Origin of the sequence: Clostridium frigoris (assembly GCF_018861865.1) — a bacterium.
Lineage (GTDB): Bacteria > Bacillota > Clostridia > Clostridiales > Clostridiaceae > Clostridium_AD > Clostridium_AD frigoris.
Map to the genome: position 1 here is coordinate 1 of NZ_JAHLDV010000065.1, position 15,123 is coordinate 15,123.

At 31.1% G+C, this 15,123-nt stretch carries 11 protein-coding genes, 1 pseudogene and 1 riboswitch; of the genes and pseudogenes, 4 read left to right on the plus strand and 8 right to left on the minus strand.

Features of this window, described 5'->3' with window-relative positions; translation table 11 throughout:
- Positions 1-141: 141 nt before the first annotated feature.
- From katG to KPL37_RS17235, 6 genes and pseudogenes are all read right to left on the minus strand, one after another.
- Positions 142-2,346 carry a catalase/peroxidase HPI gene (gene katG, locus KPL37_RS17210; protein ID WP_216151261.1) on the minus strand — a complete coding sequence of 735 codons (2,205 nt, stop codon included), beginning with the start codon at positions 2,344-2,346 and terminating at the stop codon, positions 142-144.
- 254 nt (positions 2,347-2,600) lie between these two features.
- On the minus strand, positions 2,601-3,983 hold the full coding sequence (locus KPL37_RS17215) for an amino acid permease (protein WP_216151262.1): 1,383 nt from the start codon (positions 3,981-3,983) through the stop codon (positions 2,601-2,603).
- A gap of 141 nt (positions 3,984-4,124) precedes the next feature.
- A riboswitch (glycine riboswitch) is annotated at positions 4,125-4,212 on the minus strand.
- A 226-nt stretch (positions 4,213-4,438) separates the two neighbouring features.
- Positions 4,439-4,936 (minus strand): GNAT family N-acetyltransferase, encoded by a 498-nt coding sequence (locus KPL37_RS17220; RefSeq protein WP_216151263.1) that lies wholly within the window; start codon positions 4,934-4,936, stop codon positions 4,439-4,441.
- A gap of 100 nt (positions 4,937-5,036) precedes the next feature.
- Entirely contained in the window at positions 5,037-5,402 is a 366-nt protein-coding gene (locus KPL37_RS17225) for a hypothetical protein (protein ID WP_216151264.1), read from the minus strand.
- Between the two features lie 473 nt (positions 5,403-5,875).
- Positions 5,876-6,370, minus strand: coding sequence for a hypothetical protein (locus KPL37_RS17230; protein ID WP_216151265.1), 495 nt, complete (start codon positions 6,368-6,370; stop codon positions 5,876-5,878).
- A gap of 141 nt (positions 6,371-6,511) precedes the next feature.
- Positions 6,512-6,747 (minus strand): annotated as a pseudogene (locus tag KPL37_RS17235) (ribose-5-phosphate isomerase); the annotation flags it as partial.
- A 223-nt stretch (positions 6,748-6,970) separates the two neighbouring features.
- Between KPL37_RS17235 and KPL37_RS17240 the strand changes: the two are divergent.
- Positions 6,971-7,798 carry a MurR/RpiR family transcriptional regulator gene (locus tag KPL37_RS17240; RefSeq protein WP_216151266.1) on the plus strand — a complete coding sequence of 276 codons (828 nt, stop codon included), beginning with the start codon at positions 6,971-6,973 and terminating at the stop codon, positions 7,796-7,798.
- A 15-nt stretch (positions 7,799-7,813) separates the two neighbouring features.
- Positions 7,814-8,785 (plus strand): Gfo/Idh/MocA family protein, encoded by a 972-nt coding sequence (locus tag KPL37_RS17245; protein WP_216151268.1) that lies wholly within the window; start codon positions 7,814-7,816, stop codon positions 8,783-8,785.
- 107 nt (positions 8,786-8,892) lie between these two features.
- On the opposite strand, the gene KPL37_RS17250 is transcribed toward KPL37_RS17245, so the two are convergent.
- Together KPL37_RS17250 and KPL37_RS17255 are read right to left on the minus strand one after the other, a co-directional pair.
- A complete protein-coding gene (locus KPL37_RS17250) occupies positions 8,893-11,025 on the minus strand; it encodes an RNA degradosome polyphosphate kinase (RefSeq protein ID WP_216151270.1) in 2,133 nt (710 codons plus the stop codon).
- Between the two features lie 14 nt (positions 11,026-11,039).
- On the minus strand, positions 11,040-12,581 hold the full coding sequence (locus KPL37_RS17255) for a Ppx/GppA phosphatase family protein (RefSeq protein ID WP_216151272.1): 1,542 nt from the start codon (positions 12,579-12,581) through the stop codon (positions 11,040-11,042).
- Between the two features lie 226 nt (positions 12,582-12,807).
- Here KPL37_RS17255 and ppx point away from each other — a divergent pair, with 226 nt between their 5' ends.
- Both ppx and KPL37_RS17265 read left to right on the plus strand, forming a co-directional pair.
- Positions 12,808-14,310: an exopolyphosphatase gene (ppx, locus tag KPL37_RS17260; protein ID WP_216151274.1), complete on the plus strand. Its 1,503-nt coding sequence runs from the start codon at positions 12,808-12,810 to the stop codon at positions 14,308-14,310.
- Between the two features lie 88 nt (positions 14,311-14,398).
- Positions 14,399-14,986 carry an HD domain-containing protein gene (locus KPL37_RS17265; RefSeq protein WP_216151276.1) on the plus strand — a complete coding sequence of 196 codons (588 nt, stop codon included), beginning with the start codon at positions 14,399-14,401 and terminating at the stop codon, positions 14,984-14,986.
- The last annotated feature ends 137 nt before the right edge of the window (positions 14,987-15,123 follow it).

A 15,123-nucleotide genomic window follows, 5' to 3' on the forward strand; every position in this document is an offset into this window, starting at 1 on the left:
AATGTTGGACATAAAAATACTCCTCCTTACAATCTTTGATAATTACTTATCTCAATTATTGCCAAGAAAGAGTACATTTTATTCTGTTTACACAAAATTATTTACAGGCCCTGACAATACTTAATGTGTTAATACTATTAGCTACTGACAATATGCTTCAACATCAAAACGGTCTGCATTCATTACCTTATTCCATGCAGCTACAAAATCTTGTATGAACTTTTCCTCATTGCCGTTAGATGCATACACCTCAGCAACTGCACGAAGTTGTGAATTTGATCCAAATATAAGATCAACGCTTGTTGCTATCCACTTCCTAATCCCCGTTTCTCTATCAAAACCCATGAATTTTTCCTTGTATTTAGGTAACGCCTTCCACTGTGTGTTAATATCAAGAAGGTTTACAAAGAAATCATTTGTAAGACATTCTTCCCTCTTTGTAAACACCCCCTCCTTTGATTGTTTATAATTAGTGTTTAACACACGCATACCACCAATTAATACTGTCATTTCTGGAATAGTTAGTGTTAATAATTGTGCTCTATCAATTAACATTTCTTCTGATGTTACTGCATATTTATCTTTTACATAGTTTCTAAATCCATCTGCCTTAGGTTCAAGAACACTAAATGCATTTATATCTGTTTCCTCTTGGGTTGCATCGGTTCGTCCTTGCGTAAAAGGAACAGTAATGTTGTACCCTGCATTTTTTGCAGCTTGTTCAATACCAACACATCCACCTAATACAATAATATCAGCTAAGGAAACCTTCTTCCCCTTTGAATGTGACCTATTAAAACTCATTTGAATTTTTTCTAGGATATTTAAAACCTTGATAAGCTTTTCTGGCTCATTAATTTGCCATTCTATTTGTGGCTTTAGACGTATTCTTGCCCCATTTGCCCCTCCACGCTTATCTGAACCACGAAATGTTGATGCAGATTTCCAAGCTGTTGTAACAAGTTCTGATATTGACAAGCTTGAATCTAAAATCTTTATCTTAATCTCTAAAATATTCTTTTTATTAATCAATTTATAGTTAACTTTTGGCACTGGGTCTTGCCAAATAAAGATTTCTGTTGGAACTTCTGGTCCGAGATACCTTGATATTGGTCCCATATCTCTATGGGTTAATTTAAACCAAGCCTTGGTAAAATCCTCGGCAAATTTTTCTGGATTTTCTAGATAATCCTTTGCTATTGGCTCGTAAATAGGATCATAAATGAGTGCTAAATCTGCGGTGGTCATCATAGGTCTATGCTTTATTAATGGATCATAGGCATCAACTACCATATCATCTTCAGCTACATCTTTAGCTAACCATTGGTATGCTCCTGCAGGACTTTTAACTAATTCCCACTCATGTTTAAATAATGTTTTTAAGTAACCCATTGTCCACTTTGTAGGTTCTGCTTTCCATGCACCTTCAATTCCACTACTTATGGTATCTGGGCCCTTACCAGTTTTATAGCTGTTTTGCCACCCTAGCCCCTGCTGCTCAATCGGTGCAGCTTCTGGCTCTGGACCAACATATGAAGGTGATGCAGCACCATGACATTTACCAAAAGTATGTCCACCTGCTATAAGAGCAACAGTTTCCTCATCATTCATTGCCATACGAGAGAATGTTTCCCTTATATCATATGCTGATGCTTTAGGGTCAGGTTTTCCATTTGGTCCCTCTGGGTTTACATAAATTAAGCCCATTTGTACAGCAGCAAGAGGATTTTCAAGTTCTTTATCATCTTTATTACGCTCATCTCCAAGCCATTCTTTTTCACTACCCCAGTAAATATCCTCCTGTGGTTCCCAAACATCCACTCTGCCACCACCAAACCCAATTGTCTTGAGTCCCATAGATTCAAATGCACAATTACCTGTAAGTATCATAAGGTCAGCCCAAGATATTTTATTTCCATATTTCTTTTTAATTGGCCAAAGTAAACGACGTGCTTTATCTAAATTTATATTATCTGGCCAGCTATTAAGTGGTGGAAAACGTTGCAATCCTTGTCCTCCACCTCCTCTACCATCACCAACTCTATAAGTTCCAGCACTATGCCAAGCCATACGAATAAAGAATGGTCCATAGTGACCATAATCAGCAGGCCACCACTGCTTAGAATCTGTCATTAACTTATATAAATCATTCTTTAGTTCATAATAATCTAATTTTTTAAATTCCTGCGCATAGTTAAATCCCTTAGACATAGGATTGCTTAGTTCTGAGTTTTGACGAAGAACATTAAGCTTAAGCTGCTTTGGCCACCAATACTCATTAGTTGTTCCTCCACCTGCTACTGCTTTGCTTGTTCTTCCTGTCACTGGACATTTCCCTTCTAACATAATACTATCCTCCTTACCCTTCTTCTTTATCTACCTGCACACCTACCTAATTTATATATACATAAAGGTAATGTAGTCTTTCTCACATAAATAATATTACTGTAAATTATATAAATATATAACTAGCATTATGAGTGAATTGATAAATAATATTGGGTAAGTTATATAGTAGATTTTGATCCAAGAAATTTTCCTAATTCTAAATTTGTTGATAAACCCTTAGATTGAATTGATCCTTATGGTGTAGTAGAAATCTATACTACCTTTCTTTTAACCTCTTCTTTATTGTTCATTCTTGATTTAAGTATCTTGTAAATTACTCCAAGCATTATAAACCATACAGGTGTTACAAATAATGCTACACGAGTTTCCTTAGTAAGCGCCAATACAACTATAATGAAAGCAATAAATGCTAGAATTATGTAGTTAGCAACTGGGTAAAATGGCATTCTAAATTTGCTCTTAGCAGCAAGTTTAGGATTGGTTTTACGATATATTAGGTGGCAGACAACTATAATTGCCCAAATGAAGATAAAGCAGAATGTGGATATACTTGTAATGAGTAGGAATACTCCTTCTGGCATAATATAATTCAAAATAACTGATATCAATATAACAGTTGCAGAGAACATTAAAGCATTAGAAGGTACTTGATTAGAAGTTAATTTTTTCATTGACTCAGGTGCATTATTTTCTTTAGCGAGTGAGTAAACCATACGGCTTGTACTAAAAATACCACTGTTACAAGCAGATGCAGCTGATGTTAGTACAACAAAATTTATAATACTTGCTGCTGCTGGGATTCCCACTGCAGAAAACACCTGTACAAATGGGCTTTTATCTGGATTAATTGAATTCCATGGGTATATACTCATAATAACAATAAGTGCTCCAATATAGAAAATAATAATTCTAATTGGAATATTGTTAATAGCACTTGGAATAACATGTTCTGGATTTTCAGTTTCACCAGCTATTAAACCAACTAATTCGATTCCAGTAAAAGCAAATACAACCATTTGAAATGAAAGAATAAAGCCACTTACCCCATTTGGAAACCAACCGCCATGATTCCAAAGATTTTTAAAGCTAGACACACCAGCATCTGTAGAAAATCCTTTAATGATCATAAATGTACAAATTATAATTAATGATAAAATTGCAACAATTTTAATTAAGGCAAACCAGAATTCCATTTCTCCGAATAACTTTACTGTGGTAAGATTCATAATTAGTAAAATTACAAGTGCTATAAGGCTCGGAACCCATTGAGCTATATTTGGAAACCAGTATTGTACATAAAGTCCAGTAGCAGTTAAATCAGCCATAGCAAGTGAAATCCAGCAGAACCAGTAGGTCCATCCAGTAATAAAGGCTGCTCCATTACCTAGATAATCCTGTACAAAATCTACAAATGAATGATAATTTAAATTAGAAAGCAATAATTCCCCAAGTGCGCGCATAATAAGAAAACAAATTGTACCTGTTATCGTATATGCAAATAAAATAGATGGGCCTGCCAAGTGAACGGACCTGCCTGAACCAAGGAATAATCCAGTACCAATTGCACCTCCAATTGCAAGTAATTGAACATGACGATTTTTTAGTCCTCGTGATAAATTTTCATTTTCTGACATATATATTCCTCCATCTCAGTTAAAAGGCGTGTACTTAAAAGTGCCTTTTCCTATATAAGTATTTTGTGATTGGAGATACAACTGGGAATAGATAAGATCTAAATGAAGTAATTGATAATGGATTACTTTTGTAAGATATGTTACCTGTCCCCTGTCCTTTTACCTGAAAGTTTCGCCTTTGCGGCTTTCTCCTTCGGTGCTCATTATGAGTCTCTCCAAGGGTTCATCCAATAGCGGTCATCTCTAATTAAATAGGTACCTGAAAGATTTACTTCTTCGGTGAATGGCCATAGCCATAACTCTCCCGCTAACTTCATCTGAACTATTAAATTTTATTGTTTCATATTAATATATATTTAATAAAGTTGCAATGATTTTTACATTTTCAATGTAAAAAAAGTTTATTTAGTCACAATTATTTAAAATATGGCTTTCTCTATATAAATAAGCGTATACTAAAGTTCAATTTTCATAAAGCCTACTGTGAATGGTAAATGTTTATACTTTCTTGTACCAGTATGTATAAATCCTAAACTACTGTACCAATTTCTTAATTTTGTACTTTCTTCAATTAATCCAATAGTCATTTTATTACTTCCCATTTCTCTTACTTTATTCATTGCAAAAACAATCATTTCTCTACCATAACCTTTATGACGATATTCTACCAATACAGCAAGATTATTCAGTTCAAAACTCCCATTATCATTCTTGCTAAGCGAAAAATAACCTACAATGATACCATTATTTAGGTAAGCAAACATTGATCGACCTCCATCATACTGCCTATATAATTTTTCAGTCTTAATAAAACTTGCATTTCCTTGACAATTCTCGTTTGTGAGACTAAATTCTTGTGCTACTGTTCCAAAACTTTTTTTTATTACTTGCACACATACGTTAATTTCATCTCTTTCTATCTGCCTTATCATTTTTATCACTTCCATACTCATATTTTATTATTCTTTGATTTTATTAAGAGCCGCCTTAATTATTTCCGCATGATCAAATGCAAGATCCATCTTAATGACATTGACCCCTTTGGAGTTATTTTCAATTTTTTATATTGAATGCAATTCTACTAATAGCAATAAATAAAAAAAATGTGCCTGCACCAATGAAAAAAATAATACTAAAATAATTAATTGTATCTGAAATTTGAATTATTCTATTTAAACATCTCATTGCAGAAACACCAAACAAAAATAAAATGCCATAAAATTCTGGTATCATTTTTGAAGTTTGATTAGTTTTAATTGCAATTACATAGATTTTAAGACAAAATAATGCAATAATTATTACAAATATATTAGAAAATATACCTTCGTCTCCTGATCTTATAATAAATAGCATTAAGCAATTTAACAAAACAGTTAAAACAGTAATTAAATATACAAAAAAGGTTTTTTTATCTTTCATCTTTTATAAACCTCCTTGTTCAATATTTGAGAATTTTTTATGTCCCTTTAAAAAGGTGAGCTAGGGAAATCACTAATTCGATAACCTCTGACATATAGCCTGTACAATCTGATTATACTAATTGTAATTAAGAAATACAACCTGGAGAATAATTTAAATCACACAATATAATAAGATGATTTTATCATGGAAAGTACTTCTTACTTTATACTCAAGATCATATTAGGTAAAATAAGTGCATATACAAAAGCTTCAAAATGTTACAACAGGAATCAACTTATATTAGGATGTCTGCATTATATTCTCACCATTTAAACAAATAAAAGATGTACTGTGTTGAACATTTTTTACATCGCTAAATAAACAAGATAGATAGCCTCCTTTGTAAATTAATATAATTCTTCTTAGTAATGAAACTTAATAAAAAAAAGAACCGATATTTAAAAAATCGGTTCCCTTAAATTACATTTCTATTATCCTACTTTTACAACAGTTACTGTTGTGTTTATGAATCCCATAACTTGTGAGCTTGTACTTATTAAAGTTAAGGATGAGTTTCTAGTAGTTACTGGAACAAGAACTGCCTTAGCTAAATTTGATTTTTGGTTTTCCACAGGCTGTGGTGTTAACACTTGAACTCTAGTTTCTGAACCGTTTAATAGCGTTTGATTGAGTTTTAATTGAATTATCGCCTCATTGGTTCCATATGGCAGTGTGGTCCATACTGCAGATGTGCTATAAGTTACTAAATATAAGCCTGGTACACTAAAAATCAAACTATTTCCTTTTAGTTGTATACTCCTGACTTTTTTTGTTCCATCAACTATTGAACCTAAATATATTGGACTATTTGAAAATATATTCTGTAGACCTGGATATGAGGTTTCTATTGTAGCTAGTGATTTATCAGGTCTATCGTTGCAGTGATTAGCACAATCTAAAGATCCATAAGAACTGGTATTACTCATTTATTTCAACACCCCTTAAATTTAAAAGATTTATTAAACACTATAAAATATGCCACATTACTAATATTGGTTACATATTTTTATATTTTTTTTGTGTACAAAATTTTATTAATTAATAAAAATCTAATAAGAGGAAACTGAAGCTACAGCTACTTCATCCACACAGCAAGTATAAATAACCTCTAGGCCATTTTTTATGCATACATTTTTGTCTTGACAGAAGGGGTAACTACCTTAACCATAAGATTTTTATCCTCTCTTATATAATCTATTAAGTAAGATATAGTGTTTCCTCCACCTAGACCTATTGTTGTGTTAGTCTTTATATATTTCAGAGCTTCTTTAGTACAGTTTTTTTTAAAATCATCATTTATCAATATCATATCTTCCTTGTTTTATAGTTTATGAAATATAGTATTATCTCTTTGTAAATACTGTTGGACATGGTGGATTTGAATAACATCCGTGAAATATAATTTCACGATAATTTTATTGACAAAATCAAATCATCATACTATAGTGAGTATAGAAATAACAGCCTATTATTTTACTCAATATTGCAAAGGAGATAAGTATGGATAAAAAAAAACAGTACTAGACGTGATTTTTTCTGGATACGACAACTTTTTTGAAGCAGAAAAGAAAATTGCAAATTATATTATGAACAACCAAGAAAAAGTTATAGAAATGACTATTGCAGAGTTATCGGCAGCAAGTGGTGCCAGCGAAGCAAGTGTTTCTAGATTTTGCAAAAAATGCAATATGAAAGGTTTTCATCATTTAAAAATAAGTCTTGCAAAAGAGATTGTTGAATCAAAAGAAGGTGCTATTCCAGTATCCAATGACATTGACGAACATAATATTAGCCAGTCTTTGCAAAATATCTTGGCTAACAAGATTGAGGAACTTAGACAGACAATTTCTATGATAAATGAGAAAGAATTCAAAGAAATATTAGACTTACTTAGAAATGCAAAATCCGTTCAATTCGTAGCAGTTGGTAATACTATCCCGGTTGCTCTAGATGGAACTTTTAAGTTTAACCAAATTGGGATTTTGGCAGTATCAAATACTATCTGGGAAACTCAATTAGCATATACTTATAATTTAACAAAAGATGATATTGTAATTGTAATATCTAATTCAGGAGCCTCTAAACGGCTAATGACCATAATTGATGTAGCTAATGAAAAGGGGGCAACTATCATCGCTATTACTAATAATGATTTGTCACCAATGGCAAAGGCTAGTGACTATCATATTACAACAGCAACAAGAGAGAAGTTATTTATGGATGAATATTGCTTTTCTAGAGTATCTGCTTCTATGGTCATTGAAATCTTGTATTTATTCTTAACTGTTGGTAAAGATCACGTATATAAAAACATCAGTAGATTCGAACTGTCTACTGCTGATGATAAATTATAGAAAGAAGGAATTAAAATGAAAAAATATAATTGGGCTATTTTAGGAACAGGTAATATCGGTAGAGAAATGGCAACTGCATTAAATGAAGTAAATGGCGAGATTTATGCAGTATTCAACCCTACCCTTAAAAAATCAAAAGCATTTGCAGATGAATTCCATGTAACAAATATCTATAATGACTATGACGAGATGATTAAAAATCCAGAAATTGATATCGTATATATTGCAACACCACATAATTTACATTATGAATACATATTAAAATCAATAAAAAATGGGAAACATGTTTTTTGCGAAAAAGCGATTACGGTAAATGCAAAACAGTTAGATGAGGTGGTTGCTATTGCTAAAGAGAAAAACTTAGTTATCGTAGAAGGCATGACCATATTTCATATGCCCTTGTATAAAAAGTTAAGAGAAATTGTAAAATCAGGAGCTATTGGTAAAGTAAAAATGGTGCAGGTTAACTTCGGAAGCTGTAAAGAGTATGATGTAACCAATCGTTTTTTTAGTAAGGATTTAGCAGGTGGAGCATTATTAGATATTGGTGTTTACGCAACCTCCTTTGCAAGATACTTCATGGAGAGCAAACCCAATGTAATTCTTACTACAGCGAAATATTTTGAAACTGGAGTAGATGAACAATCCGGTATAATTATGAAGAATGAAGATGATCAAATGGCAGTTATGGCTTTAACTATGAGAGCTAAACAACCAAAACGTGGAGTAGTTGCAGGTGAATTAGGATATATCGAAGTAAACAATTATCCAAGGGCTGATAAAGCTACTATTTTTTACTCAGAAGATGGTAGAACAGAAGAACTTAATTTAGGTGAAACAGCAAAAGCTCTGAACTATGAAGTAAAAGATATGCAAGAATATATCACAAATAATACCAGTGATAATCAACTTACGCTAACTGTTGACGTTACTCATTTATTAAGTGAAATAAGGAATCAATGGGGCCTCGTATATCCTTTTGAATAAATTCTATCCATTTGAGGCAAGTAAATAATTTTGTGTAAATATTACAAAGTAAGAGAATACACAAAATAATTTACTCCCTCACCTTATTATTATTTGTATATTATAAATCACTCATTTTTTTCTGATACTCTTGGTACAAAACCATTTTCTTTCCAATATTCCTTCATATGATGCATTTTTTCTTTAATTTTATCATCTTTATTTAGTACAAGATTATAAAATTCTTCCTGACTATTGATTTGTTCCTTACCTCTTCTGTCAATTCTTGTATAGATTCCATCTTTATTTAAAATTCTTGCTTTTATTGTATCTGATAAAGATATATATAAAATTTCTTTTATTCTATCTCTTGCCTGTTGATCTTCAATTGGAAATAGAAGTTCTACTCTTCGGTCTAAGTTTCTAGTCATCCAATCTGCACTTGATAAATAAATTCCTTCCTGTCCATCGTTATAAAAATAGAAAATACGACTATGTTCTAAAAATCTACCAACAATGCTTCTCACAGAAATATTTTCACTTACACCTGGTATTCCAGGCTTGAGGCAACAAATACCACGTACTATTAAATCTATTTTCACTCCTGAAGTTGAAGCCTCAAATAAAGCTTTAATAATCTCAATATCAACTAATGAGTTAACTTTTATAATAATTCTAGCCTTCTTACCTTTCCTCGCGTTTTCAGTTTCCTCGATTATCATTTGTAAAAATCTATCTCTTAACTGCAATGGAGCAAGACTAAATTTATATAAAGCTGTTGGTTTAGAATTACCAGACAGCATATTAAATAGGGCAGATGCATCTGCTCCAAAATAAGGATTCGATGTAAATAGGCCAATATCCGTATAAAGCTTTGCAGTTACATCGTTGTAGTTTCCAGTCCCCATATGAACATAACGTTTAATTCCATCTTCTTCACGCCTTACTATAAGCAATATTTTACAATGAGTTTTGAGTCCAACAAGGCCATAAATTACATGACATCCCGATTGTTCTAATTGCTTTGCCCAAACTATGTTATTACTTTCATCAAATCTTGCCTTAAGTTCAACCAGTACAGTAACCTGTTTACCCATCTCTGCAGCCCTTACTAAGGCTTCTATAATAGGTGAATTCCCACTTACACGATATAGTGTATGTTTTATAGCAAGTACGTCAGGGTCTTCAGCCGCTTGCTTTACTAGTTCAACAATCGGGTCAAATGATTCATATGGATGGTGTAACAGAATATCTTTCTCTGCAATTGCCTCAAATATATTGTTATATTTTAAAAACTGTTTTGAAGACTGCGGTTTTATAGGTTTATATTCTAGTTTCTCGTAACCATTAATTCTTCCAATTTTCATTAAAAAAGTTAAATCTATTTGTCCGTTTATTATATACTCCTGTTCTTTAGAGATTTCAAGCTCCATCTCAAGAATTTCAAGCAATTTATTATTCATACCTTTCTCTATTTCAAGACGCACAGCTTTTCCCCATCTTCGTTGTTTCAAAGATTCTTCAATTGCTTCAAGCAGATCTTCCGCACCTTCTTCATCTAGTGCCAGATCTGCATTTCTGGTAATACGATAACAACTTGCATCTAAAATTTCATGTCCATTAAAAAGAGACTCTAAATTCATCTTTATAATATCTTCTAAAAATATAAAAGATAATCCACTTTCATCTGGAATTTTTACAAATCTATCAAAAACAGAAGGTGCCTTTATTGTTGCAAAGATGTTTTCACCCTTATTATTTTTAAGAAGAATTGCAATATTCAAACTTTTATTTGATATTAATGGGAAAGGACTGCTTTGATTAACAACCATAGGTGTTAGTACCGGGAATATATTTTTCGAATAATAATTTTCAACATACTTAAGCTGCTGTTTAGTTAAATCGTTAATTTTTAAAAATTTAATTTTTTCTTTTTCGAGGCCTTTTTTTAAGGAACGATTATAACAATTAGATTGACTAGAAACAAGTTTATGTACTAATATTCCTATTTGCTTCATTTGCTGTGTTGGCGTAAGTCCCGATGGTTCTTTTTTATCAAATTCAGCTGTAATTTGATCCGATAGTGAACCAACTCTAACCATAAAAAATTCATCTAAATTTGAACTTACAATAGCTGCAAATTTTAACCTTTCAAACAATGGATTTGTTGTATCCTGTGCCTCTTCAAGAACACGTTCATTAAACTGAATCCAACTTAATTCGCGACTTATAAAATACTTAGGTAATGAATAATCAGTCATTTTTTATCCCCCCTTTATATTATTGGTTTAACACCAATTACCTCTTCAAAAAAATCTACATACTTTGAAAAATTCCAGTCCTCTAAAATAATATCTCCTTCAGATTTTAAGTTAAAAAACATATTATCCCTTATTCCTAGTAGCTTGATTTCTTTTATTTTTTGCATATGTGATATATCTAAAGCTTCTGATAGTTTTAATATTGCAGCTAATGTAGATACTACCATTTTATCCGCATCACTTAAAGCTCTATAATTCACATGAGATTTTTTAGGAATTTCTTCTGAGTGGTACCTTGCTGAACTTGCAATAATCTCAATAGCAATATCTGAAAAACCAATAATACTTTGAGCACGTATTATATTATAAGAATGGAAATTATGATTATTTGCACTTATAAAACCACCCACATCATGCAGTATTGATGCAACCTGAAGATAAAGTCGTTCTTTATCCCCTAGCTTATGTAATCCTTTTGTGTGATCAAAAATCTCAAGAGAAATTTTTTCAACAAAAGTCGCATGCTCTTTATCAATTTGATATTTTTCTCCTATATACCAAACAGAACTTATGATGTCATGTATTAGTTCTTCTCTTCGTGGAATATTTAGTATTTCATCAGATAAATCATATAAAATTCCTTGCCTTAGTGATAATTTAGGTATTTGAATTCCCTCAGCCTTGGTCATTTTAAGAAAGCAATAAAAAATAAGTATTGATGGTAGCAAAAGTTCTGCTGTCTTATTAGAAAGTCCAAAGGTAGTTTTAATTTGAAAATTATCCATGTTACTAATTTCTTGTGTAAGTGATAATAATGATTCCTTTTTAATATAATAATCTTTCTTATTAGCTCCACTCTTTTTCCTTATAATTCCACAGATTGTATTTAACTCTCCCCCCAATCCTAAAAAATGATTGATTTCGAACTTTTTTATTTGAGGTTCAAGTACATATATTTTACTTTGTATATACTGCTGCATAGTCTGTGAAAATTCAATTGTCTTTGTTTCTAAATCTGATAGAGCCTCTCTTATCTTTAAAGATCCAATTTTAACATGTTCTGTAAACCTTAATCTACCATCTTCATATATTGATGTCTCAACTGCGCCAGAAGTAATATTAACAATTAGATATTGTTCTGATTTTTTAATATCTATTGAGTTTACATGATTTCTAACTGCCTTTAACATATAAAATTGTTCTTCTGCTACGTTTATTGATTCAACATTTAACCCTGTTCTAAGTCGTATTTGTTCTAAGACGTATTGTTTGTTTTCAGCTTCTCTCATACCACTAGTGGCTACGGCTTTGTAAAACTTGATTTTATAATCCTTCATAAGTCTAACAAACCCCATTAAATCATCACAAGTCTCATGAATTGTCTTAACGGAAATTCTAGCTTTAGAAAATGTATCTTTTCCTATTTTTGTAGGCTTTACTAACTCTTCTAAAATTGTGATTTTCCCCTTTGTACTTATTTCTCCAATTGTCATTTTTAGATAGTTAGCACCTAGATCAATAGCCGCAATTATCTTCCACGCCTGTGCTATACTCATAAGTAATCTCCTTTGTATAAAAAAATCATATATATTAATACTACTATAATGCATGTTATTACACAATAATGTATATTATATTTAACGAAACTTTAACCTAACCTTAACCATAAAAAAACATTTATTTATAAGTGTAATATTTATTAACACTTGCAAATATTATAACTATTAATTATTATAGACATAAGTTATATAAAAAAGTCAATTTTAAAAGGGAATGATAAGAATGAAAAAAATAGCCATCATTGATATAGGATCAAATTCTATACGTTTAGTAATTGTTCAAATAAATAAAGATAATTCCTTTAGAATAGTAGATGAAATTAAAAAAAGTGTTCGCCTTGGCAAAGATATGACTGCAAAAGGAGAATTAAATCCCTATAGGATTGATAGTGCTATTTCTACTTTAGCATTCTTTAAACGTTTGTGTTTTATTCAGGATATAAATGAGATTTTAGCTGTTGCGACAGAAGCTGTCCGCAAAGCCACTAATCAATTAGAATTTTTAAACCGTGTTAAATCAGAACTTTCTATTGATATTCGTGTTTTAACTGGTATTGAAGAAGCTTATTATGATTATTTTGGAGCTATCAACAGTATGGATTTTTCTGATGCGTTAATAATGGATATTGGTGGAAGTAGTTCAGAATTAATTTTAGTTAAAAATCGAAAACTAAAAGCTTCCATTAGTTTACCTTTTGGTGCCATAAATCTTACAGAAAAATTTTCACTTCAAAAATCTATGGATGATAAAAGTGAAGCTACCATCAAGGACTTTCTTACTTCCCTATATAAAGATATTCCTTGGTTAAAAGAAGTTAAAAATATGCCCCTAATCGGAATTGGCGGTACTATAAGAAATATTGGTAAACTCCATCAAAAAAAGACTAATTATCCTATAGACAATCTTCATAATTATATAATTCCAACAAATGAAGTGATTGCTATTTACAATCAAGTTAAAGTTAAAGATTCTTATCAAAGAAAAAAGCTTAAGGGGCTTTCAAAAGAAAGAGCCGATATTTTTGTTGGTGCTACTGCAGCTTTAGTTACGTTAGTTAATTATCTTGATCTGAAAGAGCTCCATGTTAGTGGAAGTGGTCTTCGAGATGGTGTTTTATATGAATATATCTTTAATAGTGAAATACCTTTAACTGATGTCCTTGATTTTTCTCTTAATAACAACTTACTTAATTATAAAATTGAAATTGAACATCCAAGCCATGTATGGATGTTAACTAAAACACTGTATAATGATCTTAAATCGATTATTAATATACCAATAAACCCTGATAAAATTTTAAAAACTGCAGCAATGCTCCATGATATAGGAATTCTGATAAGTTATTTTGATCATCATAAACATTCTTCATATATGATTGCAAACTCTAAAATTAATGGACTTACGCATAAAGAACAACTAATGGCATCATATATAGCAGCACTTCACAGGAAAAATGAATTTAAGATAGACTTAAAATTATACCAGAATTTAATAACTAAACAAGATTTAGATATAATAGATAAGTTAAGCATACTATTACGAATTAGTGAAAGTCTAGATAGTTGCTTAAATGGGAATATACAATTTATTAGTTGCAGTATTGAATTAGATACTGTAACAATAACCGTTGACGCAAAAGTAGATCCATTACTAGAAATAAGTGCAGCACTACAATGCTGCTCATCATTTGAAAAAACATATAATAAAAAATTAATAATAAAATAATATAATATAAGCATGTTCTCCACAATCTTTACATATACTTAATATGGTTTAAGAAGCCCCTAATAAGTATATTGTAAAGGAGGATGACATGCATAATATAACAGATTATCTAAATGATATTAAAATTTTTAGAGTTTTAGATAAGTATAATGTATCTGATATAATCTCGCATGAAAAAAAAGTTTCGAGATATGCTCTTCAAATATTTGATTCACTATATCCCTATTATAAATTTGAATATGAAGAAAGAACTCTTCTTTATTACAGTGCTCTTCTCCATGACATAGGCTATTTTATTAATAAAGATAACCATAAACAACATACAAAGTACATTATCTTAAAGGAGCCACTGCTTGATAATATTCCAGATGTTCTTAGAAAGATTTTAGCACTGATTGCAAGTAGTCATGGTAAATCTATTGATACCTCTATAGATTTTTATCCATTAAAAGAAAAAACAATCATTCTAAAATTAATATCCATTCTTAGAATTGCGGATGCACTTGATCATAAACATATTCTACACATTTCTTTAGAAAATGTTAAACTAAGTAACAATTCTTTAAATATTGAAATTAAGGGTGAGTCATCTAATCTAATATTAAAAAAGTTAAAAAAGAGATCTTCATTGTTTTCAAAAATATATAATATACCAATATGCACAAACTGCTTTTAAAAGGCATCTACTTTTTAGTAGATGCACTTTTAGTGTGCCCGGCATGGGCGTTTACTCGTCGGTGAAAGTCCGATACGGGGGCCGATAGTGCTAACCGTTAGCTTAAGACAAGGGTGTCCACCGTGAGGTGGAATCTG

Bases quoted from the DNA above. Each gene is read 5' to 3' on its own strand.
- katG (WP_216151261.1), bottom strand. From the start codon at position 2,346: ATGTTAGAAGGGAAATGTCCAGTGACAGGAAGAACAAGCAAAGCAGTA.
- KPL37_RS17215 (WP_216151262.1), bottom strand. From the start codon at position 3,983: ATGTCAGAAAATGAAAATTTATCACGAGGACTAAAAAATCGTCATGTT.
- KPL37_RS17220 (WP_216151263.1), bottom strand. From the start codon at position 4,936: ATGAGTATGGAAGTGATAAAAATGATAAGGCAGATAGAAAGAGATGAA.
- KPL37_RS17225 (WP_216151264.1), bottom strand. From the start codon at position 5,402: ATGAAAGATAAAAAAACCTTTTTTGTATATTTAATTACTGTTTTAACT.
- KPL37_RS17230 (WP_216151265.1), bottom strand. From the start codon at position 6,370: ATGAGTAATACCAGTTCTTATGGATCTTTAGATTGTGCTAATCACTGC.
- KPL37_RS17245 (WP_216151268.1), top strand. From the start codon at position 7,814: ATGAAAAAATATAATTGGGCTATTTTAGGAACAGGTAATATCGGTAGA.
- KPL37_RS17250 (WP_216151270.1), bottom strand. From the start codon at position 11,025: ATGACTGATTATTCATTACCTAAGTATTTTATAAGTCGCGAATTAAGT.
- KPL37_RS17255 (WP_216151272.1), bottom strand. From the start codon at position 12,581: ATGAGTATAGCACAGGCGTGGAAGATAATTGCGGCTATTGATCTAGGT.
- ppx (WP_216151274.1), top strand. From the start codon at position 12,808: ATGAAAAAAATAGCCATCATTGATATAGGATCAAATTCTATACGTTTA.
- KPL37_RS17265 (WP_216151276.1), top strand. From the start codon at position 14,399: ATGCATAATATAACAGATTATCTAAATGATATTAAAATTTTTAGAGTT.